This is a genomic window from Pseudomonas sp. 14P_5.3_Bac1, from assembly GCF_025466135.1.
Taxonomy (GTDB): Bacteria; Pseudomonadota; Gammaproteobacteria; order Pseudomonadales; family Pseudomonadaceae; genus Aquipseudomonas.
This window is the reverse complement of sequence record NZ_JANLOF010000066.1, coordinates 93,172-118,178: the sequence shown is the minus strand read 5'-3', so window position 1 is coordinate 118,178 and position 25,007 is coordinate 93,172. Positions and strand designations below refer to the sequence as shown.

The 25,007-nt window shown below is 58.3% G+C and carries 25 protein-coding genes and 2 pseudogenes; 19 read left to right on the top strand and 8 right to left on the bottom strand.

Annotated elements, in window-relative coordinates; translation table 11 throughout:
• Nucleotides 1–94: 94 nt before the first annotated feature.
• The 5 genes from NTD89_RS17900 to NTD89_RS17880 all read left to right on the top strand — a co-directional run bounded on the left by NTD89_RS17900 (nt 95) and on the right by NTD89_RS17880 (nt 4,074).
• Nucleotides 95–553: a GNAT family N-acetyltransferase gene (locus NTD89_RS17900; RefSeq protein WP_145162530.1), complete on the top strand. Its 459-nt coding sequence runs from the start codon at nt 95–97 to the stop codon at nt 551–553.
• Nucleotides 554–973: 420 nt separating this feature from the next.
• Nucleotides 974–1,630 (top strand): DedA family protein, encoded by a 657-nt coding sequence (locus NTD89_RS17895; protein WP_106579396.1) that lies wholly within the window; start codon nt 974–976, stop codon nt 1,628–1,630.
• 6 nt (nt 1,631–1,636) lie between these two features.
• Nucleotides 1,637–2,467 (top strand): zinc-dependent peptidase, encoded by an 831-nt coding sequence (locus NTD89_RS17890; protein ID WP_262208855.1) that lies wholly within the window; start codon nt 1,637–1,639, stop codon nt 2,465–2,467.
• A gap of 93 nt (nt 2,468–2,560) precedes the next feature.
• Nucleotides 2,561–3,088, top strand: a complete 528-nt coding sequence (gene ppa / locus NTD89_RS17885) for an inorganic diphosphatase (protein WP_003176323.1) — start codon at nt 2,561–2,563, stop codon at nt 3,086–3,088.
• 215 nt (nt 3,089–3,303) lie between these two features.
• The gene (locus NTD89_RS17880) at nt 3,304–4,074 is read left to right on the top strand and encodes a helix-turn-helix transcriptional regulator (RefSeq protein ID WP_262208853.1); all 771 of its coding nucleotides are present in this window, start codon (nt 3,304–3,306) and stop codon (nt 4,072–4,074) included.
• A 301-nt stretch (nt 4,075–4,375) separates the two neighbouring features.
• Here the strand turns inward: NTD89_RS17880 and NTD89_RS17875 are convergent, their stop codons facing one another.
• Complete coding sequence (locus tag NTD89_RS17875) at nt 4,376–4,612, bottom strand: hypothetical protein (protein ID WP_262208852.1); 237 nt, start codon at nt 4,610–4,612, stop codon at nt 4,376–4,378.
• Nucleotides 4,613–5,062: 450 nt separating this feature from the next.
• Between NTD89_RS17875 and ycaC the strand changes: the two genes are divergently transcribed.
• A complete protein-coding gene (ycaC, locus tag NTD89_RS17870) occupies nt 5,063–5,695 on the top strand; it encodes an isochorismate family cysteine hydrolase YcaC (RefSeq protein ID WP_262208850.1) in 633 nt (210 codons plus the stop codon).
• Nucleotides 5,696–5,874: 179 nt separating this feature from the next.
• Here the strand turns inward: ycaC and NTD89_RS17865 are convergent, their stop codons facing one another.
• From NTD89_RS17865 to NTD89_RS17835, 7 genes are all read right to left on the bottom strand, one after another.
• Entirely contained in the window at nt 5,875–7,032 is a 1,158-nt protein-coding gene (locus NTD89_RS17865; protein WP_262208849.1) for a glutathionylspermidine synthase family protein, read from the bottom strand.
• Nucleotides 7,033–7,044: 12 nt separating this feature from the next.
• Nucleotides 7,045–7,758 (bottom strand): DUF1190 domain-containing protein, encoded by a 714-nt coding sequence (locus tag NTD89_RS17860; RefSeq protein ID WP_159960212.1) that lies wholly within the window; start codon nt 7,756–7,758, stop codon nt 7,045–7,047.
• Between the two features lie 18 nt (nt 7,759–7,776).
• On the bottom strand, nt 7,777–8,205 hold the full coding sequence (locus tag NTD89_RS17855; RefSeq protein WP_106580265.1) for a DUF350 domain-containing protein: 429 nt from the start codon (nt 8,203–8,205) through the stop codon (nt 7,777–7,779).
• Between the two features lie 15 nt (nt 8,206–8,220).
• Entirely contained in the window at nt 8,221–8,895 is a 675-nt protein-coding gene (locus NTD89_RS17850) for a YjfK family protein (protein ID WP_262208847.1), read from the bottom strand.
• 160 nt (nt 8,896–9,055) lie between these two features.
• The gene (locus tag NTD89_RS17845; protein ID WP_262208845.1) at nt 9,056–9,616 is read right to left on the bottom strand and encodes a rhomboid family intramembrane serine protease; all 561 of its coding nucleotides are present in this window, start codon (nt 9,614–9,616) and stop codon (nt 9,056–9,058) included.
• A 57-nt stretch (nt 9,617–9,673) separates the two neighbouring features.
• A complete protein-coding gene (locus tag NTD89_RS17840) occupies nt 9,674–10,372 on the bottom strand; it encodes a PspA/IM30 family protein (RefSeq protein ID WP_145162567.1) in 699 nt (232 codons plus the stop codon).
• 16 nt (nt 10,373–10,388) lie between these two features.
• On the bottom strand, nt 10,389–10,970 hold the full coding sequence (locus NTD89_RS17835; RefSeq protein WP_145162716.1) for a YjfI family protein: 582 nt from the start codon (nt 10,968–10,970) through the stop codon (nt 10,389–10,391).
• Between the two features lie 606 nt (nt 10,971–11,576).
• On the opposite strand from NTD89_RS17835, the gene NTD89_RS17830 reads away from it, so the two are divergent.
• From NTD89_RS17830 to NTD89_RS17770, 13 genes and pseudogenes are all read left to right on the top strand, one after another.
• Complete coding sequence (locus NTD89_RS17830; RefSeq protein WP_262208844.1) at nt 11,577–14,744, top strand: hypothetical protein; 3,168 nt, start codon at nt 11,577–11,579, stop codon at nt 14,742–14,744.
• A 276-nt stretch (nt 14,745–15,020) separates the two neighbouring features.
• Nucleotides 15,021–15,665 carry an NAD(P)H-dependent oxidoreductase gene (locus NTD89_RS17825; RefSeq protein ID WP_262208843.1) on the top strand — a complete coding sequence of 215 codons (645 nt, stop codon included), beginning with the start codon at nt 15,021–15,023 and terminating at the stop codon, nt 15,663–15,665.
• Complete coding sequence (locus tag NTD89_RS17820; protein WP_262208841.1) at nt 15,604–15,984, top strand: MerR family transcriptional regulator; 381 nt, start codon at nt 15,604–15,606, stop codon at nt 15,982–15,984. Before NTD89_RS17825 ends, NTD89_RS17820 begins: the two co-directional genes overlap by 62 nt.
• A gap of 136 nt (nt 15,985–16,120) precedes the next feature.
• Nucleotides 16,121–16,348, top strand: a complete 228-nt coding sequence (locus tag NTD89_RS17815; protein WP_262208839.1) for a hypothetical protein — start codon at nt 16,121–16,123, stop codon at nt 16,346–16,348.
• 36 nt (nt 16,349–16,384) lie between these two features.
• On the top strand, nt 16,385–16,738 hold the full coding sequence (locus NTD89_RS17810; RefSeq protein WP_262208838.1) for a hypothetical protein: 354 nt from the start codon (nt 16,385–16,387) through the stop codon (nt 16,736–16,738).
• A 221-nt stretch (nt 16,739–16,959) separates the two neighbouring features.
• Nucleotides 16,960–17,085, top strand: a pseudogene (locus NTD89_RS17800) (RHS repeat domain-containing protein); the annotation flags it as partial.
• A 70-nt stretch (nt 17,086–17,155) separates the two neighbouring features.
• Nucleotides 17,156–17,245 (top strand): annotated as a pseudogene (locus NTD89_RS29555) (hypothetical protein); the annotation flags it as partial.
• Between the two features lie 651 nt (nt 17,246–17,896).
• Nucleotides 17,897–18,310 carry a hypothetical protein gene (locus NTD89_RS17795; RefSeq protein ID WP_262208837.1) on the top strand — a complete coding sequence of 138 codons (414 nt, stop codon included), beginning with the start codon at nt 17,897–17,899 and terminating at the stop codon, nt 18,308–18,310.
• Nucleotides 18,311–18,536: 226 nt separating this feature from the next.
• Complete coding sequence (locus NTD89_RS17790; protein ID WP_262208836.1) at nt 18,537–19,667, top strand: Fic family protein; 1,131 nt, start codon at nt 18,537–18,539, stop codon at nt 19,665–19,667.
• Between the two features lie 85 nt (nt 19,668–19,752).
• Entirely contained in the window at nt 19,753–19,995 is a 243-nt protein-coding gene (locus NTD89_RS17785) for an exodeoxyribonuclease VII small subunit (protein ID WP_003176346.1), read from the top strand.
• Nucleotides 19,992–20,879: a (2E,6E)-farnesyl diphosphate synthase gene (gene ispA, locus NTD89_RS17780; protein ID WP_262208835.1), complete on the top strand. Its 888-nt coding sequence runs from the start codon at nt 19,992–19,994 to the stop codon at nt 20,877–20,879. Before NTD89_RS17785 ends, ispA begins: the two co-directional genes overlap by 4 nt.
• Nucleotides 20,880–20,989: 110 nt before the next feature.
• Entirely contained in the window at nt 20,990–22,888 is a 1,899-nt protein-coding gene (gene dxs, locus NTD89_RS17775; RefSeq protein ID WP_242201379.1) for a 1-deoxy-D-xylulose-5-phosphate synthase, read from the top strand.
• Between the two features lie 140 nt (nt 22,889–23,028).
• A complete protein-coding gene (locus tag NTD89_RS17770) occupies nt 23,029–24,930 on the top strand; it encodes a TonB-dependent receptor domain-containing protein (protein ID WP_262208834.1) in 1,902 nt (633 codons plus the stop codon).
• The last annotated feature ends 77 nt before the right edge of the window (nt 24,931–25,007 follow it).

Genomic DNA, 25,007 nt, shown 5'->3' with positions numbered 1-25,007 from the left:
GATAGCCGCACGATTGCGCTTTTTCGCGCCATTAGGCAGCATCCGGTCACGGCCGCTTGTGTGGTCATCCCCCCTTTGGAAGTTGAGGCCTGGCATGCGGATTACTCAAGCGACCCTGGAACACTTAGACCTGTTGACCCCGTTGTTCGTCAAATACCGCGAGTTCTATGGCGCGCTGCCGTTTCCGGATTCATCGCGGGCGTTTCTGGAAAAACGCCTGCGCCGCAAGGAGTCGGTGATCTACCTGGCCCTGGCCGACGATGATGACAAGCGGTTGCTGGGCTTTTGTCAGCTGTACCCGAGCTTTTCGTCGCTGTCGCTTAAACGCGTGTGGATCCTCAACGACATCTACGTGGCCGAAGATGCGCGCCGGCAATTGGTGGCAGACAACCTGATGCGCACGGCCAAGAAAATGGCCAAGGAAACCCAGGCGGTGCGGCTGCGGGTGTCAACCAGCAGTGATAACGAGGTGGCGCAGAAGACTTATGAGTCGATCGGCTTTCGCGAAGATACGGAGTTCAAGAACTACGTGTTGCCGATCAGCGAAAACTGATAACGCCGAATGACGTTGGCTTCCCCTTGTGGTGAACGGCCTTACAGTGGCGAGCGGGCTGAGTGTGGCGAGCGGGCTTGCCCCGCGTTGGGCTGCGCAGCAGCCCCAAAACCAAACGCCGAGTTATAACTGAAGGAATGCAGAACTTCTCGGGGGCTGCTTCGCAGCCCAACGCGGGGCAAGCCCGCTCGCCACAGCAAGCCCGCTCGCCACAGAAGGCCCGCTCCCCTATTTGGATCAATGTAGATCGGACATACCCACGACACGCCCCGCTACAAAACCCACACGCTTTTCACCTCTCAATACGTATAATGCGGACCTTTCAGGGTTGTAAGAAATACGGCATACACTTGTAGCCTTACTTACCCGTAGACCCCCGCACTGGCCTGCTGAGCCGGGCCATTCACACAGGTGCCATCCATGGATTTCAACCCGCTCGACCTTATCCTGCATCTCGACGTGTACCTCGACATGCTGGTGAGAAACTACGGAGTGTGGATCTACGCCATTCTGTTCCTGGTTATCTTTTGCGAAACTGGCTTGGTGGTCATGCCATTCCTGCCCGGTGATTCCTTGCTGTTCATCGCTGGCGCGATCGCGGCAGGCGGCGGCATGGACCCGATCCTGTTGGGCGGCTTGCTGATGCTGGCGGCCATCCTGGGTGACAGCACCAACTACGTGATCGGGCGAACAGTGGGCGAACGCTTGTTCAGCAACCCGAACTCGAAAATCTTCCGCCGCGACTACCTGCAAAAAACCCACGAGTTCTACGACAAGCACGGCGGCAAAACCGTGACCCTGGCGCGTTTCCTGCCGATCCTGCGCACCTTCGCACCCTTCGTCGCCGGCATCGCCAAAATGCCTTACCCGCGCTTCTTTGGGTTCAGCGTGTTCGGCACCGTGCTGTGGGTCGGCGGCCTGGTGACCCTGGGTTACTTCTTCGGCAATGTGCCGTTCATCAAGAAGAACCTGTCGCTGCTGGTGGTGTTTATCATCCTGCTGTCGCTGATCCCGATGATCATCGGTGTGTTCCGCAGCCGCTTTGGCCGCTCGTCCTCCGAAGCCAAACCGCAGTAACCTGCGATGTGGTCCCTCAGCGCCTGGCGTCGCCGGCGCCTGCTGGCCAAGCACCCGATTGCCGATGACACCTGGCAACGGGTGCGCCACCACCTGAGCTTTCTCGACGGCATCAGCGCCGAGCAAGACCAGTGGCTGCGCGAAGCCTGCGTGATCTTCCTCGCCGAAAAACACCTCACCGCCCTGCCCGGCGTCGAGCTGCACCAGGAGCACCGCCTGCTGCTCGCCGCCCAGGCGCAACTGCCGTTGATGAACCTGGGCGACCTCGATTGGTACCAGGGCTTCCACGAAATCGTGCTGTACCCCGACGACTTCGTCAGCCCGCAACGCCATCGCGATGCCAGCGGCGTCGAACACGAGTGGGACGGCGAACACAGCGGTGAAGCCTGGCAGCAAGGCCCGGTGATTCTCGCCTGGCCCGGCGTGTTGGCCAGCGGCCAGTGGGAAGGCTACAACCTGGTGATCCACGAGCTGGCGCACAAACTCGACATGCTCAACGGCGACGCCAACGGCCTGCCGCCGCTGCATCACGACATGCGCGTGCAGGAATGGGCCAGCGTAATGCAAAGCGCCTTTGATGACCTCAATCGCCAGCTCGACGCCAACCCGGACGCCCATACCGAGATCGACCCCTACGCCGCCGAAAACCCGGCGGAGTTCTTTGCCGTCACCAGCGAATATTTTTTCAGCGCCCCGGATTTACTGGTCAGCACTTATCCACAGGTGTACGCGCAACTGAGCCGCTTCTATCGCCAGGATCCCATGGCCCGCCTGCACCAACTGCAAGCCAGCGACGCGCGCTATCAGACGGAACGCCACGCGCCGTACGACGTCTGACGCATGGCATCGGCGTCAGAATATGCCTATAATCGCCGCCACTTTTAGGCCAATCCGGCCATGTTCCATGGCCAACTACGGGGGCATCGCCCAATGAGCTACAGCAAGATTCCGGCTGGCAAAGACCTGCCGAACGACATCTACGTCGCCATCGAAATTCCGGCCAACCACGCGCCGATCAAATACGAAATCGACAAAGACAGCGACTGCCTGTTCGTTGACCGTTTCATGGCCACCCCAATGTTCTACCCGGCCAACTACGGTTTCATCCCCAACACCCTGGCTGACGACGGTGACCCCCTCGACGTGCTGGTTGTAACCCCTTACCCGGTTACCCCAGGCTCGGTTATCCGCGCGCGCCCAGTCGGCATCCTGAACATGACCGACGACGGCGGCGGCGATGCCAAAGTTATCGCAGTGCCCCACGACAAGCTGTCCCAGCTGTACGTGGACGTGAAGGAATACACTGACCTGCCGCCACTGCTGCTGGAACAGATCAAGCACTTCTTCGAGAACTACAAAGACCTCGAAAAAGGCAAATGGGTGAAGATCGACGGTTGGGGCAACGCAGACGCCGCCCGCGCCGAGATCATGAAGTCGGTGGCTGCCTACAAAGGCTGATACCCGCTCCTCATTGCCCCGGCAATTAAAAAAAGCCCCGACTATTCGGGGCTTTTTTTGTGGGAAAAATTAAACTCCAAGTGCAATGTTTAATGCGCAATGTTTAACAGCGTTAAGACACTGACATATCGACCTACAACTAAGTAAATCCCTACACGCGCAATTCAACGCATAGTTTATTTGATGTCTTTTTCCGGCCAGTAAACTCTGCGTTTATGAATACATCAGGTGATCGACTAAAAGCGTTATTACGGGAAGTTCATCTTTCCGCCTCCGACTTCGCCAAGAACCGCGGCGTCACGCCTCAACACGTGAACAACTGGTTCAAACGCGGCGTGCCCATGGGCCGACTCAACGAGATCGCAGAACTGCTCTGCGTCTCCAGCCGTTGGCTACGCACCGGCGAAGGCCTCAAACACCCACCGGCCAACTTCCTGCTGGAAGGCCCCGGCACCACCAAAGGACTGCCCACCCGCGAAGAAAGCGGCAAATACCTCACAGGCCCCGCCTGCCTCCCGGAAAAAATCGACGTGGAGATCGCCCTCCACCCCACCTTCACCTCCACCGAGCGCATTCGCGTCTCCCTTCACACTCTGGAAACCCTCAACGTAAACCCCGACCGCGCCATAGGCGCCTACATGGTCGACAACAGCATGATCGACATCATCCAACAAGGCGCCACCCTCGCCATCGACCGCGGCCGCAGCCAAATCACCGACGGCGAAATCTACGCCGTCGAACACGACGGCATGCTACGCATCAAATACCTCTACAACCGCCCCGGCGGCGGCCTGCGCATGCGCAGCCACAACGCCAGCGAACACCCGGACGAATACCTCACCCACGAGCAACGCTTCGAACAGAACTTTCAGATCGTGGGCTGGGTGTTCTGGTGGTCCACCCTCAACAACCGCCGACCGGTGCCGCTGGACGAACAACTGCTGGGCTGGGAAGGCTCTAAATCGGACCCGGAGGTAGGCATTTGAGGTGAATGTGGGTATCATCCGCCGCACATTTGGCAGGGGGTGGCTTTGCGCTATCCATCCTGCCTGGCGATGCGGAGGAGTTCCCGCGGATGCCCCTACTATTCAGTCAGACGGTAAGTTGGCTGAGCGATTTGAAGGCTGGTGAGGTTTGTCAAAAACAAGCTGGGGCAGTCCCCGAGAAGCCGGCCACAAGCCGGCTTTTTAATGTCTGTAAGAACCACAGACCAATAGTCCAACCGTTGTTGGACTATTGGATAAGCAAAAGCAGGCCGCTAATCGCCTCGCCCTCCCCTCAGTCGCGTTATTTAGGCTGCATACACTCCACAGCCCGATCCGCCACCATCTTCGCCATCTCCACTAAATGCATCACCGCCCGATGCGGCGCCTCCAGCGGTTTACCCAGCGCCCGCGACGTAGCCACCGCAAACTGAAGCAACTCCGCAACACGCACCCAGGCATCTTCAAAGCTCAGCTCTTCGTTAACGGTAAATGGGTTAGTCGCAGCCGATGACGGCAAATCCGAAACAACGTTATCCATAGAAAACCTCTAGCGGTAAGTGATACCACCGTCCTTTCGCGACTAAACGAGCAGAGGTGGCGGCTGTACGCAGGTTAGTCGACCGGCCGCTAGGCACCGGCGCACCCGAAGATGCCCTGCGCACAGCCACCATAAAGTGCAGATGAGGAGACACCTGGCTTTGGGATGGCGCGTGCGCCTAGCGAAGTCCGGGCGACTAAACCCGATCACTGAATGTGCAGTGACGGTCCGCAGCCTAGTCGCGGGATTTTGCTGGCGCAAGCCGCTCGGATTCTCTAGGAAACGTCCTGCAAATGAAAGGGACCGGTACTGCTGGCTCTTCAACCACTGTCGCCTTTGAGTTGACAGTAAGACTCACCCCACCCGATTTATCCCCCACGTCCCACCCATTAATCTGTGCCCATGTTGAACGCAACGCCAAACCAACCTAAACAAAAAAGGATTTCAACCATGAGCACTCCAACCCTCAGCCGCTTGAACAAAGACGACGCCGTAGTCCTGCTGGTCGACCACCAAACCGGTCTGATCTCTCTTGTGCAGGACTTCTCCCCCAACGAGTTCAAGAACAACGTGCTGGCCCTGGCCGACCTGGCGAAGTTCTTCAACTTGCCGACGATCCTCACCACCAGTTTCGAGCAAGGCCCTAACGGCCCGTTGGTGCCGGAGCTGAAGGAAATGTTTCCGGAGGCGCCGTATATCGCTCGCCCGGGTCAGATTAATGCGTGGGATAACGTGGACTTCGTTAAGGCGGTCAAGGCGACCGGGCGTAAGCAGATCATCATTGCGGGTGTGGTGACGGATGTGTGTGTGGCGTTCCCGACGTTGTCGGCGCTGGCAGAAGGGTTTGAGGTGTTTGTGGTGACGGATGCGTCGGGCACGTTTAATACCACGGTGCAGCAGGCGGCGTGGAGCCGGATGACGCAGGCCGGTGCGCAGTTGATGAATTGGTTTTCGGTGGCGTGTGAGTTGCAGGGCGACTGGCGCAATGACATGGAAGGGTTGGGGAATTTGTTGTCTCAGCGGATTCCTAACTATCGGAATTTGATGAATGGGTATGCGGCGGTGACGGCGCGTCAGGGCTGAGGTTGAGAGCCCCCTCAAAAAACTGTGGGAGCGGGCTTGCCCGCGATGGCGGTGAATCAGTCGATATATTCGGTGACTGATACACCGTCTTCGCGGGCAAGCCCGCTCCCACATTTGATCTTAGCTGCCTTGAGTATTGGTGCAGACCCGCTCACCACAGAGGCGCTGTTTGCCCTTACTCAGTTGAGGATCAGGTGCGGCAAGAACCGGCTTGAGTCCTTGGTGATCAAACTGTTGTCTTCGCGCACGCCGATGCCGGCGGCTTGATCGCCGATCACCCAGGAGCCGATCAGCGTGTAGCTGTCACCAAAGCGCGGCAGCGGCGCAAACTCCTGGAGGATAAACGGCGCATCCGTGTAGGGGCCGTCTTCTTTTACGATCAGGCCGTCGGCGGTGTGCAGTTCGATGTTGGCGCCTTCGCGGGAGAAGAACGGCTTGCGCACCCAGCCCTTTGGCACGGCTTTGCCGGGGTCGGTATCCAGGTGGGACGCGAGCAGGTTGGGGTGGCCTTTGTTGAATTCCCACAGCAGCGGCAGGATGCCTTTGTTGGAGAGGATGGATTTCCAGGCGGGCTCGAAGAACTGGGTATCGCACTGGGCAATCGCGGCGCCGAAGGGCTCGTGGAAGATGAATTCCCAGGCGTGCAGTTTGAACAGGTGCGGGATCCAGCGATCTTCGAGGTCGACGAAACGGCCATCACTGGTCAGGCCGATGTCTTCGATGTCGATGTGGCGTGATTCGATGCCGACTTTTTCTGCGACCAGGCGCAGGTAGTCGGTGGTGCCTTTATCTTCGACCGAGTCTTTCATCGAGGCGAAGTAGAACGGCTGGTTGACCTGCAATTGGGCGAAGGCCTGATGCAGTTTGGTGTCGATGCTGTTGAACTGGTCAGCGTGCTTGGGCAGCAGGCCGCGTTCGATGCATTGTTCCAGCCAGCCCCATTGAAACGCAGCCGCCTCATAGAGGCTGGTCGGTGTGTCGTAGTTGAGTTCCAGCAGCTTGGCGGGCCCGCTGCCGTTGTAGGAAAAGTCCATGCGCCCGTACAGGTGCGGGTGGCCTTCAAGCCATGAGGTTCGAATCATGTCGAAGAACGGCGCGGGAATGCTCAGGCGTTCCAACAGCTCTTCGCTCTGAACCACGCGGGCCACGAGGTCCATGCACATGTCATGGATCTCGGTGGTCGGGTCTTCGAGGTCGCGCTCGATTTGCTTGAGCGTGAATTGGTAGTAGGCGCTTTCGTCCCAGTAGGGTTCGTCGTCGATGGTGTGGAACAGGAAGCCGAGGCTGTCGGCGGTCCGTTTCCAGTCATGACGCTCTGCACAGTGGATCTTTTTCATGGCCCGGTTTCCTTAACTGCTCGACCCGCCACCGCCCCAGCCGCTGCGGGCGCTGGCTTTGCTGCCAAAGCCGCCACGGGAGGTAGAGGACGCCACGGACACCGGCTTGCTGGAGGAGCGCAGCGTGTTGGTGTAATTGCTGCTGCCGTACCTGGCCTGGTTGGACCGGCCGAATGTCGCCCCATTCGAGACCCGCTGGTTGAGCGTCGAAGAGCCGTAATCGCCGCGATCATCGCGGTAGCGGTAGACCGGCTCGGAGCGGTAGCTGTTGCGATTGTTGCTGAGCATGTTGCCGATCAGCAGGCCGGTGAGCAGGCTGCTGGTGGAGAAGCCTGAGCCGCCACTGTTCGCTTGGGCACCGCCGACTTGCGCGTTGGCCGCATCGACCTGGGATTGCGTCACCTGGCCGGCGGCGGTCAGTTCGAAACCGCCCAGTTTGGGGATGAACTTGCCGTTGGAGTCCTGCTGACACCAGTTGGCGACAAAGTCGGCATCGCAATCGGCCTGGCTGTCGTACACCGGTGCAATGCGCCGATGCTCGGCCATGGCCGTCATGTAGGCGTCCGAGCACACGTCCACTGGAAGCTTTTCATCGGCGCATTGCTGAACCGACTGGAAGTTGTACTTCTTTTGCAAATCGTAGGTTTTTTCGGTCGGCCCGCAGCCGGATATCGCCATCGCGACCGACGCTGCCAGCGACAACTGGACGTACTTGCTTCGTTTCATCGGGAGCTCCGTGCGCGATCAGTTCTGGGTAGGCGTCATGCACGCGGCATTCAACATGCCGACGCTGATGGACACGGCGGCCACGTAGATACCGGCGGCGAGTTCGCCATTCTTGATGCGCTCGGACGTGCCTTTGAGCACCAGGCTGGTCAGCAGAAACGCCAACAGTTGGACGACGGCGGCAATCACCGCCCAGACGACGAAGTCGAGGAGGCTGATCGAGTAGGCAATCACGTTGCTGGCCGGAATGGCGAAACCGATGATAGCGCCGCCCAGGGCGACCGCAGCCGACACGTTACCCGCACGGATCAGTTCGAACTCCTTGTGCGGCGTGATGCGGGTGTAGATGAACTGGAACAGTGCAAACAGCACAGCCGCACCGAGGATGTAGGTGACAAAGCCAAACACAGCGGCTTTGTTCAGGGAGATAGAGAGAGCTTCCAGCATGGGAGTTTTCCTTTTTTAAAGCGTAGTCAGGTCGGTTGTGTACAGCGAAATGCCCAGCGACGTACTCAGGCTGACGGTGCCCTCTGCGTCTTCTTCGACGGAAAACAGCAGAAACTCGCGACGATCAGTCAGGCCGGTGTCGCGGGCGTACAGCATCGAACGGTGCTCGACGCTGTAGGCGTCCTCGGGGTTTACAACCTGTTCGGTCATCGCCACCAGCTCTGTCTGGCCTGCCTCGCTGCCCCACACTCGGGTGTACTCCACGCCGTTGTGGGTGTAGGTCGGCAGCCCGATCAGGCTCTGTGGCCCCGCCAGTCGACGCAGTTCCGCTTCACTGCTGATGGTGACGACACTGAGGTAATTGAACAGGATCACCGACTCGACCTGCCCGGCGATCTCGCCGGTGGTGTGCACCTGCAGCCAGTAATCTTCGTCGTTCATGTAGTAGCGCGACAGCCAGGTCGACTGGCCGAGATCAACGGTGCCGTTGGCCCAGATTTCCTGGGAGCCGGGGATCACTACCGTGGTTTTTTCATCGAGCAACAATTTCAGGCGCGCGTCGAACATCACGCCTTTGCCGGGTGCCAGGCCCAGTGGGCCGGTGACCGGCTGGGTGTTGCCGGCTGTCCATTGCGACGCTGTATTCGCTTTCGGGGCCTCAAGCCCCATCAATTGTTTAAACCATCCCATTGGAGATTTCCTTGAGGCGAGCGGAGGCGATGCAGAAGCGGGGAAAGAGGGAGGCGGCGCGCAGGCGCAACAAAAGAAACATCGACATTTGGCCCCTGACTCCCTGGGTATTTGATTGCGGATGACAAGATCGCCTCGGCGTGTGGAGGCTCAAGTGCGTTCACCCGGCATTAAACCTGCTGCGCGGCGAGGATAGAAGTACCTTGGCTGCAATAAACCCGGCGAACGCGCCAAAGAAGTGCCCCTCGAACGAGATCCCCTGACGAGGCAGGAAACCCACGATCAGGCCACCATACAGCACCGCTACAACACCGGCCGTTATCAGGTTGCTCCAGCTTCGGTGGAACCAGGCGCGAGACAAAAGGTAGGCCCATAGGCCGAATACCCAGCCGCTGGCACCGATATGTACGCCGCTGAAACCGAACAGCCAGACAAGCGAACCGCCCAGCAAAATAATGATCGCACTGACGGCAATGAACCGATGGATTCCTTCGACAATGACCAAGGTGCCCAGGACCAAAAAGGCAATCAGGTTTGCGCTCAGATGAGCAAACGACGCGTGCAAAAACGGTGAGGTGAGGATGCCGAGCAGCCCCTGCACCGTTCTCGGGATCAGGCCGAATGCCATGAGGCTGTAACCGGTCGCCACATTGATCAGTTGCAGCGCGACCATCAACAGCGCCACGCCTGCGATTGTCTTAAAACCCTTCAGGGCATCCATCCTGACCTCGATGTAAAAAAAGAAGGGCAGCGCCTGCCCTTCTTGCTTCGGCGCGGCTTACTCGGCCGACTTTTGCTTCAGGCGTTCCAGAATCGCATTGGCGCTGCCTGTGTCCGGCGTGATGCCGGCGTCGCGCAGCTTGCGCTCCAGGTCGGTGCCCGTGGATGCCTCAGCCAGTTCATCCTGAGCTTGCAGTTCAGCGGCACGTTGCTGCTGTTTGGCCTGCAAGCGATTCAGGGTACCGACGGCGGTTTCCAGCTTGCCGTTGGCGCCACCACTGGCGATGGACGCACTGACCTGGGCCTTCTGTACGCTTTCGCGCGCCTTGGCCATGTCCACTTGCTGGCGCAGGCTTTTGATCCGGCTTTCGGCTTTGGTGATGTCTTTGCGCATGCCGTCGGCGTAGCCGCCGAACTCGGTGGCCTGCTTTTGCTCGACGTCACGTTCGTTGGTCAGGGTCGAAATGGCTTCGGCCACTTCCATGGCCAGGTCTTCACGATTGGCCTGGATAGCGGCCATGGCCTTGGACTCCAAGTCCTTGATCTTGGCGTCGTACTCGCCGACGCGATCAGTCGCCAGTTTGTGCTTGGCCATGATGCTCACCAGCTCACGCTTGGCGTTGGCCAGCGCCGTGTCGGCGTCGCGAATTTCCTGGTCGAGGATGCGCAGGGCTTGTTGGTCGACGATCGATTCGCCGACTTCGCTGGCACCGCCACGCAGCGCGGTGAACAATTTGCTCCAGATGGACTGAGTCATTGGATACTCCCGATACTTAATTGAAGAAACGTTCGAAGGCTTCGCTGGCGCGCTGCACGTTGTCGACCAGGGTTTTCACCTCAGTCACGATGTTGGTCAGGCTGGAGTCGGAGCTCAACGCACCGAACATGTTGTAAACAACTTGGCCGTTAGGCATGGACTCGATGCCGATCGACGAAAGCGGGAACATTTCGCGGCTGCGCAGCACCGCGTCATTGAATGCCGTTACGTCATTGATGGACTCGACGTCGACCAGCACGGTGTCCACGATGATCTGTTCGCCGACCACCGCGATGTAAATCGGCAAGCCCCCGAAGTCGTTCATTTCCAGCTTGATGCTGGACTCGGCGCCCTGAACGAGAGAAAGCGTAATGTCGTTGGAAACCACTTCATCCAAGGCCTGAAGCGCTGTGAAGAGGCGATCGATATTCCAGTTAGTACCTGCGCTCATGAAATTCTCCGACATGAATGAGCCAGCCAGAATCGGTTGGCGAAGCTGTTTCTCCATTTGCTTGAGCAGGCTTCGGTTTTCGGGAAGCACCCAAGTCTCGTGTTTCACATAACCGGCGGCCGTCAGGCCCGCGCGCATCTGCTTCATGTAAAAGCTCGATGGTTTTTTCGCGGGCGACTTCAAGCGCTCTCCCTTGCGGCTTGCTGAATCAGGATCGGACCCTGCTGGCGGGCTCGATGGAGAGCTGCTTTTCATGGTGCTGACCTCGTTGTGAAAAACTCACGCGTGAGAAAATCTACAGGCAATGTTGGCGAGGCTCAATAGCTCACGCGTGAGATTTTTCCTGGTTCGTCGCGCCGGTCAAAAAGCACCCTCCGCTTAAGAATGTCTCTGCCGGCATTGAAATCTGATGAACGGTTCTTCAGCGGGAGCGGCGCACCACCACCCAGCTTGCCGCGCTCTACGTTAAGCCCGCGTTGAACGTCAGGCTCTTTTGCCAATACCCGCCCTACTCCATAAATGTTCCGAAATAACCTCGCCGTTGTGAATTGTTGTGAAGGCTTTGCGAATGGGCTAATAGTCCGTGCTAAGTTCCGTGACGTCATCTTTCACAGCAGCAACGCCCAGCGGCCAACCAACTAAGGCCGCCCTCTCGTTATTCAATAAACCGCCTCGGGTAAGTTACCTGGGAAGTTGTGCGGCCCTGCGCGTTTTAAAAGTGGCAGGCGTAATAATTAGATCAGGAGAAGTACCATGGTAGCGAAGGTAGAAACGACCCCAAAGGACGCAGCGGTCACTCAAAAAAGCTCCGTCGCTGCCTGGGAAAAATCCGTCGAAAAAGCATCAGCACCCAAGGACGAGCTGGGTAAAGGCCAGAAACGCCCCGAAGGTGATACCCGCTCGGCCCAGCAAATTATTGATGACACGCCGCTGCTCGCCCAGCTCGGTAATCAAAGCGGAGTGAAGGACAACCTTAAAAAGCAGGTCGGCGATTTTGAGAAAGACGCGGACGCCGCCTATCGCGCCTCCAAGGTGCTGGAGCATGTCGAATACATCGACGAAGACGGCAAGCTGACCGATGGCAAGGATGTGGGCAACAACAGCATCGACGGCTTCACCAGAGATGGCGAGGCGCGGCATGGCACTGAGGCGGGCCGGCTGCAGGATTTCGGCAAGTATGGCTATTCCAGCCTGCGCGGCGAGGTGGTGAAGTCGGATTTGGGCGACCAGCAGAAGCGCCCCGACGGTGACACGCGCTCGGCCAAGGAGATTATCGACGCCACACCGCTGCTGAAAAACCTCGGCAATCAGAGTGACGTGAAGGACAACCTCAAGAAGCAAGTGGGCGATTTCGAGAACGACGCCGACGCCGCGTACCGCGCCACCCAGGTGCTGGAACATGTGGTGAGCATCGATGAAAACGGCCATTTGCTCACTGGCGTCGACGCCAGGAATAAAGACAACGACAGCATCGACGGTTTCACCAAAGACAAGGAAGCCCGCCATGGCACCGAGGCCGGGCGCTTGCAGGATTTCGGCAAGTACGGCTATTCGAGCCTCAAAGGCGACCTGATGCACGTCAAAGACGCGACGCACACCGACAAGGCCGCGCCGCCTGATGAGCCCGAAGACGTGCAGGCCCTGCGCGACAAATACAACATCCCGACCTTCGGCGCCGAAGGCCTGATGGACATGGAGTTGCCCAACGACAAGACCGTGGGCGGCCAGACGGCCGAGAACTTTGTGCAGGGCATTCGCGATGACATCAAGAGCGGCAAGCTGGCCGAAGACTCGGATGAAGCCAAGATCGTCAAGCTGATGGACGCCCAGGCCGCGCTGGACAACGGCTACGACCTGTACGGCTACGCGGAGAGCATCAACCTGGGCAGCGGCACTTACCGTGAGACGGACAAGACGCCGACGCAGTTGAACGGCAAAGACGTCAAAGAGATGGTCGACGAGGACAAACTCGCCAAAGAAATTTCCACGTTGATGGGCAAGGAAGGGATTAAGGACCGCTACGACGCAGAACTACAGAAAAGTGTCGGTAGTTTGTCGCAAGATCGGTTGAATGAAGTGCGCGAACAAGTATTCCCGGCCCTCTTCAAAGACGGCACCCGTGATGCCAACTTGAACTTCGAAGAATATGTGATCGCGATGAATGACTCGGGTGATCCGAAGAAATCGGAAATAGCCGAGTTGGACGTAGATCGCTATTTCGAGTCGCTGCGCATTCTCGAACCGGACAGCTACACCGCGCGCAAACAGACGTTCGACCAGAACATGATGACGCACCAGCTCAACACCTACATGGAAAACCCCGACAAGGTCTCGCCGGAAAATACCGAAAGTGGGCTGAAGGCCTCGTTCACGATGATCAAGGGCGGTATCAACGCCGCCCTGGGTGGCCTGGACAAGGGCGACAAAGCCTACGACATGTACAAAAAGATGAAGGATGAGATCGACATCCTCGACGGCCATATCAAAGGGCTGACACCGGCAGAGAACAAACAGATCGCAGCGGCCATTCGTCTCGCGGCTGCCAGCGGCGACCCGAAAGCCATCGACAAGGTGGTCGACACTCAATTGAAGGGCCTGGGCGCCAATCGCGAAGCGGCCGCTGGCTCCCTGAAGACAGTGCTGCACACCGCCAGCTCCACCGGCGGGCTCAGTGCCATGGCGGGCACCATGAACCTGGTCAGCGGCGCGCTGCAGCTCGCCAATGGCGGCGGCAACATGACCGACGACCAGAAGATCGCCGCCGCGAAAGACCTGGTCGCCGGCTTGAGCTTCACCAACGACTTCCTCAAGTTCGGTTCGAACATTGTGGAAACCCTGGGTGGCACCAAACCCTATGAACCTGATGTGGACAAAGACGGTAAAGGCCCGGCAAAAATCAAGGCCACTGAATGGCTCGGCCTGATCGATGAGAACCTCCCGGACATCTGGGGCAAGAAAACCACAGAAAAATCTGACGCGCTGGCCGCATCCATCAGCACCCGCGTCAAGGAAGCTTCCGACACCCTCAAGAAACTCGACGTAGGCAATCTGTCGGCCGATGAGGTGAAGGAGTACGACAGCGCCGCCAAAACCCTGGGCGAACACATGGGCGTCAAGGACCTCCCCGGCAAAGGTACGCCGGCGTCCAAATCCGAAATTGCGATCGCCTCCGGGCGCTCGTTCCTGCGGTTTATGGGCGGCTCCGGCCTGGACTTGACCGGCGGCGTGATGGACATCGTTTCCGGCGCGCGCAAACTGAAAAACGCCAAGACCGCACTGGAAAAAACTGACGCTGCCTTCACGCTGGGTGGAGGTGCGTCCGGTACGGGTATGGCGATCGCCAATACCATCGCGATGTTCGCCCCCAAAGGTGCTCACCTGGCAGGCAAACTGGCCGGTGATGTTGCCGCGACGGTGATACGCGGGCTCGCCATCGGCGCGCGTGTGGCGGGTCCGGTTTTCGCCGTGGCGGGTGTGATCTTCGGGGTCGCAGGCACCCTGATTGCCGAGGCGGTCGAGCATGCCAAAATGCAAAAACTCACCGACTCCCAAGGCAAGTTCTTCAAAGACCTCGCCGACGCCGGCGTGACCAAGGACGACTGGGGCGACAAGCTCGAATACGCGCGCTATGCCACCTACATGTACGGCGGCCGCGACACGCCGGACGACAAGTCGATGTTCGAGTATCAGTCGGACGAGTGGAAACACTTCCAGGAAACCGAAGACAAAAAAGGCAGCTCGCTGGCGCGACTGGCGCCCTACCTGCACAAAGACAGCGACCCGGACAGCAAAAACCTGTGGGAGAAATTCCTCGCGGGCGGCACCAGCTCCAGCGGGCCGCATGGCAGTGAACGGCACACCGACGATTGGCGGCCTTGGGGCAGCACGGACATGGAGACGGGGAGCAAGCACACGGCTTGATGTTGCGTAGGCATTTATCAGCCAAGCCCATGCTGTTCAATCAAGCGTAAATCCCTGTGGGAACGGGCTTGCCCGCGAAAGCGCTGGTTCAGTCAACATCATTGTTTGCTGGGCCGACGTCTTCGCGGGCAAGCCCGCTCCCACAGTTGATCGTCGCTGCGTGGCGTATTGCGCTCGCCTAACTGAGCGGCCTTGAGGCGCGGCATGGTCCGGCACTTGACTCTCCCCTATACGGCACACCCTACCCTGAAAGCTCCCTTTTCAGGACATCACCCTATGCCCCAGCGCATCCTGGTCATCCTCGGCCATCCTTGCGGCACCAGCTTCTGCTCAGCCTTGGCCGATGCCTACATCCACAGTGCAAAAATCGCCGGCTACCAGGTACGCGTCCTACCCTTGGGCGACCTCACTTTCGACCCCGTGCTTCACCACGGCTACACACAGATCCAACCATTGGAACCTGACTTGCTCAGCGCCCAGTCCGACATCCTCTGGGCCACCCATCTGGCATTCGTTTTTCCGATCTGGTGGGGTGGCATCCCGGCGTTATTGAAAGGGTTTATCGACCGTATTTTCCTACCCGGCTTTGCCTTTAAATACCGCGAAGGCAAGTCGTTTCCTGACAAGCTGCTGCTCGGCCGAACCGCGCACGTGTTGGTGACCCTGGACACGCCGCCGTGGTATTACCGCTGGTTCTACCGCATGCCCGGCATTCATCAGGTGCGCAGCACCACACTGGCGTTTTGCGGCATCAAGCCGACCAAGACGTTGATGTTCGGGCCGGTGTTGGCCTCTACGCCAGCGCAGCGGGCAAAGTGGCTGACTCAGGCGGGCGGACTAATGGGAAAAGGGAGTTTTCATGTACATCGGCAAAGCCGCGCAACTGTCGGGCACGACCATCAAGGCGATTCGTCACTATGAGGCGATAGGCCTGTTGCCAGCGCCGCAGCGGGAGGGGCGTTATCGGGTCTATTCGGCGCAAAGTGTCGAGTTGCTGGCGTTGATCAAGTGCGCCCAGCAGTTGGGGTTCAAGCTCAAGGAGTTGCAGGGAATTCTGCACGGGCACGAGGGCGATGTTTTGACTTGGGAGCGTGCAGACCAGGCCATCGCCAGCAAGAAGCGCGAACTGGCCGAGCAGATTGCCAGGTTGCAGCAGATGCAGGCGGAGTTGATGGCGTTTGAAGCGCAGCTCAAGGACGCGCAGGGGCAGTGCCCGTCAATAAGCATTTTCGCTAGTTGAGGTAGCCGTCAGCCTTGAGTTGACACCGACTTTTTCGCTCTCTGCGCAGTCCCTTTCTGATTTTTCCAGCCGTTCATCCAGGCGCTTTTTCCTGCGGCATGCTCCGACGCCTTGCCCTTTTGCCGAGACGTCACGGATGACCCACGCCGCCCATATTGCCTTTATCGAACATGAGCTCAATGGCTTCCATCAGAGCCTGGATGAGTATCGCCAGCAGATGGGCGCCTGGTATGCGCGGGCGCTGGATTCGGTCAGCCATGCAGCGGACAGCACCAATGAACATGGGAAAGATAATCGGAGAAGGATACAAACGGGACGGCTACGAATATGGAAAACAGAAAAAAGTCAGAGTTTTTTTGAATGAAGACGGAAACCCCATAACAGCCTTTACGGATTTCGAATGAAAATTAAACCAAGCCTTTCAACAATCCAAGGTCTGCTTTTTACATATTGCATCGAAAATGCAAGAAACCCTGACAGAGAGGAGCTTATTGCTTTCACAGATGTTAACAACTCGAAAGAGCTTAAAGACCTGTTTGACAAGCTGACCAGACCAGAATTTATCAGATATAAATATGAAGAAAGACAGCGACACATCCAGACCCTAGAATACTTTCTAAATACTGAGGAAACATTCGAAGCTGTTTTTTACCTTTTCGACACTTACTTCAATGACGAAATCATTGATAGAAGACAGTTCATGAAAGTATTGCTTGAGTGCCTTATACGTTACAACTTAGAAGCAAACGCATAAACCGTAACGTTGTTGGCAAGCTTGCTCGCGTTGGGCTGCGAAGCAGCCCCAATAAACCCTACGCGTTTCCCAAGCCAAACCCCCATCGCCAGTTTTGAGGCTGCGGCGCAGCCCAACCCAGGGCAAGCCTGCTCGCCACAATAAGCCTGCTCATCACAACAAACCTACTCACCAGATACCAAGGTTCACCCTCAAAAAATGAGTGAACCCGGCGCCCCAATCAACTCGTCACCGAATATCGCTACGACTGTCAGCACCGGCTAATTAGCATCACCCAACCCAACGGGCAAACAGCCAGCAACCGCTATGACCCATTTGGTCGGCGCATCAGCAAAACTGTCGACAACATATAGATAACCCTTTGCCGGTCCCGAGTATCAACGGCCCACGCTCACCTCATATTGGCTACAGACTGCCGGAAAGCGCGGTAACGGAGGTGCTAAAAGAGGCCATATCTTGCTGAACCTAACCCCCGTCAACCGCTCCAGGGCTGGTATTGCACAATGAGTTACCTAGAAGCAGAGATCGACGAAAGCTTAGAAAACTTAGGTATTCAGAGTAGAAAACTTGCCCCCGAAGACTTAGATATATTAATCGCATCTCTTGGCAACGTGTTTTTCTGCGAGAGTGCCAACCATCTTATCCAACTCAGTTACGGGTTAACCGCACGGAGTACAACCCTGATTTCTGGCAAGAGGTATCAAAGCACATTCAAAGTGATCAGTTGATTTTCGTTGTGTTCGACACGTCCTATAGAGCATGGGAAATCGCCTCTCCCCAACAACTTGAGCGTATTTTATCTGATACCACTGGATACCCATTCTGGGTGACGGACATGAGCTTTGGATTTTTGATCTACATGGACGACCATGATTGCGTTAGTTGGGCTTATCCCTGGAAAAACAACTTTCCCTCACGCGGCCATCAACAACCCCGACACCGAACAAAACGGCAAATGAAAATACGTATCCAACCGCACCAACCTCCACCCGCCCAGTTTTTTAAACACCTCTCCAGCACCGAATCGCTGATCGCCCAGGCAAACATCACCACTGCTATCGCACGGACCTCCATCGCAGGGTTCATATGAGAACCGGCGAGAAATAAAACCGACCGTATCCCCCTCCGTATGCCAAAAAGACTTCTGAAGGACGACAAATGATTACTCTACTGAAAAAGTCATCAGACCCTATAACAAACCACTATAAAAAAGGAAAAGTGATAGCACTCAATAAGCATGCAAATGATGATGTGATATTTCTCATTGAGGGAACAGCTATAAACTGTTTTGTCAGCCACTGCCCCTACACTATCGAAGTTGGAGAAACCTACGACATAGAACTCACCCTAAACCTTTCCGACGACTACGAGATTGAACGGGTTGAACCGAGAAAAATACTGGTTGAAAAGGCGAATTATGGTTATTGCTACTTCCTCTACGGAGAGCTACTCAATGAGACTTTTCTTACTTTCACTTCGCTGAGCGATGAAGATATCCACTACGAACACCCCGAATGTAACGAGCACTTTATTAAATTAAAAGTTCAAAGAATTGACGCTAGCTTTCGCTGAGCCTGACAGTGAGATCAGCCCCCATCGCCTTTTTGTATTCACAAAAAGGCGTCCAGCGCAAAGCTCTAGATTTTGAAGCATATCCACGCCGAGGCTTGGAGCAAGCGGCTAATGATTCTCTCGAATAGTTTGAAAACAGCACGATGAGCCGAATAGAATGCACAATCGGCTCACTGAATGAGCCGAATAGCCCATTTATTCGGCTCACGCACCTAGGCACGCCTTCATGGATTCTCCTTCCTGGATCTGGCAACACACTGACTGGCCCCACTTCCATTGGCAGCCCGGACGCCTGGCTGTCTTGCTGCGCGAGTGCACGCAAGCCCAAGGCAAGCTGCTAGGCATGCTCGGCTCCGTTAGTCAGGCGGTCAGTGCGCAGAATGAGCTGGATGCTTTGCTGCAAAACATCCTGACATCTTCGGCAATCGAAGGCGAGCAGCTGAATGTCGGCTCCGTGCGATCCTCTTTGGCGCTCCGCTTGGGCCTGGAGGCACTGCAAGATGGCCAGGTGAGCCGCCGCAGTGAAGGCCTCGCCGAATTGATGATGGACGCCACCAAACAATTCGCACAGCCGTTCACCCTTGCGCGCTTATTGAACTGGCATCACTGGTTGTTCCCGACCCCGGAAGCGGGCTTTGCCGCGCGCGCGCTCAATGTCGGCGCTCTGAGGGGAGATGAGCCCATGCAGGTGGTCTCGGGGCGACTGGATCGGCCGAAGGTCCATTTCGAGGCGCCACCGCGCCGGGGACTGGAGCAAGCGCTGGATGACTTCCTCGAATGGTTCGAAACCAGCCGCAACCAGCCAGAGCTGGACCCGTTGGTTCGCGCAGGCGTCGCGCACTTCTGGTTTGTCACGCTGCATCCGTTCGATGACGGCAATGGTCGCCTGACCCGCGCAATCACTGACTTGGCATTGGCACAAGGCGAGCATCAGGCCATCCGTTTTTATGCCATGTCAGCCAGCATTCTTGAGGATCGCGCCGGTTACTACAACGCATTGGAATCCAGCCAGAAGGCCACACTGGATATCACCGATTGGCTGGAATGGTTCCTGAAAACCTTGCTGCGCAGCCTGGAGCAGGCGATGGCGCGAATTGACCGAGTTCTGGCCAAGACCCGGTTTTGGCAGCAGCACCGCGACCTCTCGTTATTTGCCGAACAGATCAAGGTACTCAACGGCCTGCTCGACGGCGGTGAAAAAGGCTTCGAACACGGCATCAACGCCGCGCAGTACCAGGCAGTGGCGAAGGTGTCCAAGGCCACCGCAACCCGGCATCTTACTGATCTGTTGGAAAAAAACTGCCTGGTCCGTTTGCCTGGCGGAGGCCGTAGTACGCGCTATCAAATCAATGCCTGAAGCGACTGAAGCCACCCGCTCATTTGCCCACAATCCCCATGTCTGCTAGTGTCGCGCCGGTTTACCGTCTACCGGAATAGCCGCCATGGCCCGCAAAAAAGTTGCACTCGATTTCGAACAATCCCTCGCTGACCTGCAAACACTGGTCGAGCGTCTGGAGAACGGCGAGTTGTCGCTGGAAGACTCGTTGACGGCGTTCGAGCAAGGCATCGGCCTGACGCGCGACTGCCAGAGCGCGTTGGCGCAGGCGGAGCAGAAGGTCCAGGTTCTGCTGGAACGTGACGGGGAGTTGGCCGAAGAACCTTTCGATGCGGAACAGCCGGAATGATCGACGCGTATCAGGCCAGTAGCCAAGCCCGGGTCAACGCGGCGCTCGAGCCCTTGTTTGTTGCGCCAAGCCCGGAAATGAAACGTCTCTACGATGCCATGCGCTACAGCGTGATGAATGGCGGCAAGCGTGTGCGCCCGTTGCTGGCGTATGCGGCGTGTGAAGCGCTGGGCGCGCCGGCCGAGCAGGCCAATGGCGCGGCGTGTGCGGTGGAGCTGATTCACGCCTATTCCCTGGTGCATGACGATTTGCCGGCGATGGACGACGACGATTTACGTCGCGGCCAGCCGACCACCCACAAAGCCTTTGACGAAGCCTATGCCATCTTGGCCGGCGATGGCCTGCAGAGCCTGGCGTTCAGCGCCCTGCTCGACCCGCGTTTAAATAGCGTGAATGCAGAAAACAGCCTGCGCATGGTGACCGCCCTCGCCCTGGCCGCAGGCCCGGCCGGTATGGTCGGCGGGCAAGCGATCGACATGGGTTCGGTCAGCCTCAAGCTGGATCAACAGGCCCTGGAACATATGCATCGCCACAAGACCGGCGCACTGATCGAAGCCGCCGTGCACTTGGGTGCGTTGGCCAGTGGCCGTGCCGAAGCTGCGCAATTGGCCGCCCTGCAGACCTATTCCCGGGCCGTCGGCCTGGCGTTTCAGGTGCAGGACGACATTCTCGACGTCGAAAGTGACACCGCGACCCTGGGCAAACGCCAAGGCGCGGATGCCGCACGCGATAAACCGACCTATCCAGCCTTGCTTGGCCTTGAAGCGGCCAAGGCGTATGCCCTGGAACTGCGCGACCAAGCCCTGGACGCCCTGCGACCTTTCGACGCGGCGGCCGAGCCTCTGCGCGACCTGGCGCGGTATATCGTCGAACGCCGCCACTGAGAATGGCGGCCATTGCAGCCGCATATCGGCCAAGTTCGGCGCTCTGCGTGGGCAGTTTGCACCGCTTGAGGTAAACTGCCGCCTCTTCTATACCTATAACGATTCGCCTGATGCCCACGACGTTTCAAGAGATTCCCCGCAAACGCCCGTCCACGCCACTGCTCGACCGTGCTGCCACGCCGGACGGCCTGCGTCGACTGGGTGAAGCCGAGCTGGAAACCCTGGCCGATGAGTTGCGCCTGGAATTGCTCTACACGGTCGGTCAGACCGGTGGGCATTTTGGTGCCGGCCTGGGCGTCATCGAGCTGACCATCGCCCTGCATTACGTGTTCGACACCCCGGACGACCGGCTGGTGTGGGACGTGGGCCACCAGGCGTATCCGCATAAAATCCTTACCGGCCGTCGCGAGCGCATGGGCACCCTGCGCCAGAAGGACGGCCTGGCCGCCTTCCCGCGTCGCGCCGAGAGTGAGTACGACACCTTTGGCGTCGGCCACTCCAGCACCTCTATCAGCGCAGCGCTGGGCATGGCCATTGCCGCCCGCCTGCAAGGCAGCGATCGCAAGGCAATCGCGGTGATCGGTGATGGCGCGTTGACCGCCGGCATGGCCTTCGAAGCCCTGAACCATGCGCCGGAAGTGAACGCCAACATGTTGGTGATCCTCAACGACAACGACATGTCGATTTCGCGCAATGTCGGTGGCCTGTCGAATTACCTGGCAAAAATTCTTTCCAGCCGCACTTATGCCAGCATGCGCGAAGGCAGCAAAAAGGTGCTCTCGCGTCTGCCCGGCGCGTGGGAAATTGCCCGCCGCACCGAAGAATACGCCAAGGGCATGCTGGTGCCCGGCACCCTGTTCGAAGAACTGGGCTGGAACTATATCGGCCCCATCGATGGCCATGACCTGCCAACCCTGATCGCCACGCTGCGCAACATGCGTGACCTCAAGGGCCCGCAGTTCCTGCACATCGTCACCAAGAAAGGCAAAGGCTTCGCCCCGGCCGAAGTTGACCCGATCGGCTACCACGCGATCACCAAACTCGAACCGCTCAACGCCCCCGCCGCCGCGCCGAAAAAGGCCAGCGGGCCCAAGTACTCCGGTGTGTTTGGCGAGTGGCTGTGCGACATGGCCGCGGCCGACTCGCGCCTGGTGGGCATCACTCCGGCGATGAAGGAAGGCTCCGACCTGGTGGCGTTCAGCGAGCGTTTCCCGCTGCGCTATTTCGACGTGGCGATTGCCGAGCAGCACGCCGTGACGTTCGCCGCCGGCATGGCCTGTGAAGGCGCCAAGCCGGTGGTCGCGATCTACTCCACCTTCCTGCAGCGCGGTTATGACCAACTGGTTCACGACGTGGCGGTGCAAAACCTCGACGTGCTGTTTGCCATCGACCGCGCCGGCCTGGTCGGCGAAGACGGCCCGACCCACGCCGGCAGTTTCGATTTGTCCTACTTGCGCTGCATCCCCGGCATGCTGGTGATGACGCCGAGTGATGAGAACGAACTGCGCAAGATGCTCAGCACCGGCCACCTGTACAACGGCCCGGCCGCCGTGCGTTATCCGCGCGGCAATGGCCCGAACGCAGTGATCGAGAAAGACCTGGAGCCGATCGAGATCGGTAAAGGGATCGTGCGACGCCAGGGCAGCAAGACGGCGTTCCTGGTGTTCGGCGTGCAATTGGCCGAAGCGCTGAAAGTCGCCGAGAAGATCGACGCCACCGTGGTCGATATGCGGTTCGTCAAACCGTTAGACGAAGCCCTGGTACGCGACATCGCCGCTAGCCATGAGCTGCTGGTGACCGTCGAAGAAAACGCCATCATGGGCGGCGCGGGTGCGGCAGTCAGCGAGTTCCTGGCGCGGGAGAACATCCTCAAGTCGGTGCTGCACCTGGGCTTGCCGGATGTGTACGTCGAACACGCCAAGCCGGCGCAGATGCTGGCAGAGTGTGGGCTGGACGAGGCGGGTATCGAAGCGTCGGTGCGCGCGCGCATGGCACTGCTAGGCCTGTAGAAACCGGCTCAAAAAATGTGGGAGCTGGCTTGCCTGCGATAGCATCACCTCGGTTTTACTGACAAACCGAGGTGCCTGCATTGCAGGCAAGCCAGCTCCCACATTGGTTTTGTATTGCTGATAAATGCTATGGACAGCCCATGAACCGCCTTCGCTTTGCCCTGCCCTTGCTGCTGCTGCCCGCCCCTGACCTGCTGGCCGACAGCTTCGAGCGCGATGACGCACTGAAACTCCCCGACGTGGTGATCAGCGCCAACCGCCAGGTCCAGGCACGCAACGACAGCAGCGCCGCCAACACCGTGTTCACCCGTGATGACATCGACCGCCTGCAACCCACCAGCGTGACCGACCTGCTCAGCCGCGTACCCGGCGTACAAGTGGCACCCACCGGCGGCCGTGGCAGTTTGCCGGGCATCTATATTCGTGGCACCAAATCCGCGCAAAGCCTGGTGCTGGTCGATGGCCAGCGCATCGCCAACACCACCTCCGGCGACAGCGGGCTGCAATACCTGAACGTCGATCAGATTGAACGCGTGGAAGTGCTGCGCGGCTCGCGCTCGGTGATCTACGGCAGTGATGCGATTGGCGGCGTGATCCAGATATTCACTCGGCGTAATGCCGAGCAAGGCCTGCAGCCACGCTTGAAACTGGGGTTTGGCAGCCACCAGACCTGGGAGCGCAGCGTCGGTCTTTCCGGCGGTGATGAACACACGCGTTTCAACCTGGGCGCGAGCCTGGATGACACGGCGGGTATCAACTCAACGCGTGAGTCGTTTCCCAGCGACGGCGACCATGATGCCTATCGCAACCAATCCATCAGCCTCAACCTCAGCCATGCTTTCAGCGACGAACTGGAGGTTGGTTTCAATCTGTTGGATAACCGTGGCAAGTCAGAGTACGACAACAGCTTCGGCCGCTACGACGCGGCTTCCGGGCAAACTGTCGGGCAGAAACCCTACACCGATTACACCGTGAGCAGCGCCAGCGGTTATGTCGACGCCAAGCTCAATGCGCACTGGCAGTCGCGCCTGGAACTGGGCCACAGCGAGAACCTCGATACCAAGCGCGATACGCTCAGCGATGATTTCAGCGTGTTCAATACCTATCGCGACTCGGTCAACTGGCAAAACGACCTGACGCTGAATGACCAGAACAGCTTGATCGTCGGCGGCGACTGGTACGAAGACCGTTTCCACGGTTCAACCACCTTCACCGAAAACAGCCGCTGGAACCGGGCCGCCTTTGTGCAGCATCGCTTCCACGGCGAGTGGTTCTCCACCGAACTGGGCCTGCGCCGCGACCAGAACCAGCAGTTCGGCGGCCAGAACAGCTGGAGCGGCACCCTCACTGTGCCGATCAACCCCGACAATGACGTGCTGCTGAGCTACAGCGAAGGCTTTCGCGCGCCGACCTTCAACGACCTTTATTACCCTGACACGAAGTACAGCAACCCCAACTTGCAGCCCGAAACGTCAAAGAGCTACGAGCTGCAATGGCGCAGCCAACTGAGTGACAGCACGCGCCTGGAAGCCTCGCTGTATCGCACCCAGTTAAGCAACGCGATCATCCTCGACAGCACCGGCAAGCCGCAAAACGTGGCGTCGGCGCGTGTCGATGGGTTTGAAGCGGCGCTCAAGCAGGAGCTGTTTGGTTGGCAGAGTAACCTGGGCGCCGCCTTCATCAACCCGCGCGACCGTGACACGGGCCACACCCTGGCCCGTCGTGCACGCCGCACGTTGAACCTGGATCTGGATCGACAATTTGACAAGTTGGGACTGGGGGCCAGTTGGCAGGTCATCAGCAGCAGCTACGACGACGAAAAAAACCGCAACCGCCTGGGTGGATACGCACTGCTGGGGTTGCGCAGCAGTTGGGCGGTGAGCCGTGAAATCCGTATTTCACTAAAGGTCGACAACCTGCTGGACCGCCAATACGCCCGCGCCCGCTACAGCTATAACGCTTCGGACTTTTCCAATAATCAGGACTACCGCGAAGCGGGAGAGACCTGGATGCTCGGGCTGACCTGGACCCCGAAGCTGTAACCAACGCCCCGGCGCCCCGACCTATCGATTGACCTTTCAGGCAATGGCTCGCTGTCGGAACGAGCATTGCAGTGGCA

Bases quoted from the DNA above. Each gene is read 5' to 3' on its own strand.
- NTD89_RS17890 (WP_262208855.1), top strand. From the start codon at position 1,637: ATGTGGTCCCTCAGCGCCTGGCGTCGCCGGCGCCTGCTGGCCAAGCAC.
- NTD89_RS17855 (WP_106580265.1), bottom strand. From the start codon at position 8,205: ATGCTGGAAGCTCTCTCTATCTCCCTGAACAAAGCCGCTGTGTTTGGC.
- dxs (WP_242201379.1), top strand. From the start codon at position 20,990: ATGCCCACGACGTTTCAAGAGATTCCCCGCAAACGCCCGTCCACGCCA.
- NTD89_RS17810 (WP_262208838.1), top strand. From the start codon at position 16,385: ATGAAAATTAAACCAAGCCTTTCAACAATCCAAGGTCTGCTTTTTACA.
- NTD89_RS17845 (WP_262208845.1), bottom strand. From the start codon at position 9,616: ATGGATGCCCTGAAGGGTTTTAAGACAATCGCAGGCGTGGCGCTGTTG.
- NTD89_RS17860 (WP_159960212.1), bottom strand. From the start codon at position 7,758: ATGAAACGAAGCAAGTACGTCCAGTTGTCGCTGGCAGCGTCGGTCGCG.
- NTD89_RS17840 (WP_145162567.1), bottom strand. From the start codon at position 10,372: ATGACTCAGTCCATCTGGAGCAAATTGTTCACCGCGCTGCGTGGCGGT.
- NTD89_RS17875 (WP_262208852.1), bottom strand. From the start codon at position 4,612: ATGGATAACGTTGTTTCGGATTTGCCGTCATCGGCTGCGACTAACCCA.
- ppa (WP_003176323.1), top strand. From the start codon at position 2,561: ATGAGCTACAGCAAGATTCCGGCTGGCAAAGACCTGCCGAACGACATC.
- NTD89_RS17895 (WP_106579396.1), top strand. From the start codon at position 974: ATGGATTTCAACCCGCTCGACCTTATCCTGCATCTCGACGTGTACCTC.
- NTD89_RS17820 (WP_262208841.1), top strand. From the start codon at position 15,604: ATGTACATCGGCAAAGCCGCGCAACTGTCGGGCACGACCATCAAGGCG.
- ispA (WP_262208835.1), top strand. From the start codon at position 19,992: ATGATCGACGCGTATCAGGCCAGTAGCCAAGCCCGGGTCAACGCGGCG.
- NTD89_RS17865 (WP_262208849.1), bottom strand. From the start codon at position 7,032: ATGAAAAAGATCCACTGTGCAGAGCGTCATGACTGGAAACGGACCGCC.
- NTD89_RS17830 (WP_262208844.1), top strand. From the start codon at position 11,577: ATGGTAGCGAAGGTAGAAACGACCCCAAAGGACGCAGCGGTCACTCAA.
- NTD89_RS17790 (WP_262208836.1), top strand. From the start codon at position 18,537: ATGGATTCTCCTTCCTGGATCTGGCAACACACTGACTGGCCCCACTTC.
- NTD89_RS17850 (WP_262208847.1), bottom strand. From the start codon at position 8,895: ATGGGATGGTTTAAACAATTGATGGGGCTTGAGGCCCCGAAAGCGAAT.
- NTD89_RS17835 (WP_145162716.1), bottom strand. From the start codon at position 10,970: ATGAAGCAGATGCGCGCGGGCCTGACGGCCGCCGGTTATGTGAAACAC.
- NTD89_RS17770 (WP_262208834.1), top strand. From the start codon at position 23,029: ATGAACCGCCTTCGCTTTGCCCTGCCCTTGCTGCTGCTGCCCGCCCCT.
- NTD89_RS17795 (WP_262208837.1), top strand. From the start codon at position 17,897: ATGATTACTCTACTGAAAAAGTCATCAGACCCTATAACAAACCACTAT.
- NTD89_RS17825 (WP_262208843.1), top strand. From the start codon at position 15,021: ATGCCCCAGCGCATCCTGGTCATCCTCGGCCATCCTTGCGGCACCAGC.
- NTD89_RS17785 (WP_003176346.1), top strand. From the start codon at position 19,753: ATGGCCCGCAAAAAAGTTGCACTCGATTTCGAACAATCCCTCGCTGAC.
- NTD89_RS17880 (WP_262208853.1), top strand. From the start codon at position 3,304: ATGAATACATCAGGTGATCGACTAAAAGCGTTATTACGGGAAGTTCAT.
- ycaC (WP_262208850.1), top strand. From the start codon at position 5,063: ATGAGCACTCCAACCCTCAGCCGCTTGAACAAAGACGACGCCGTAGTC.
- NTD89_RS17900 (WP_145162530.1), top strand. From the start codon at position 95: ATGCGGATTACTCAAGCGACCCTGGAACACTTAGACCTGTTGACCCCG.
- NTD89_RS17815 (WP_262208839.1), top strand. From the start codon at position 16,121: ATGACCCACGCCGCCCATATTGCCTTTATCGAACATGAGCTCAATGGC.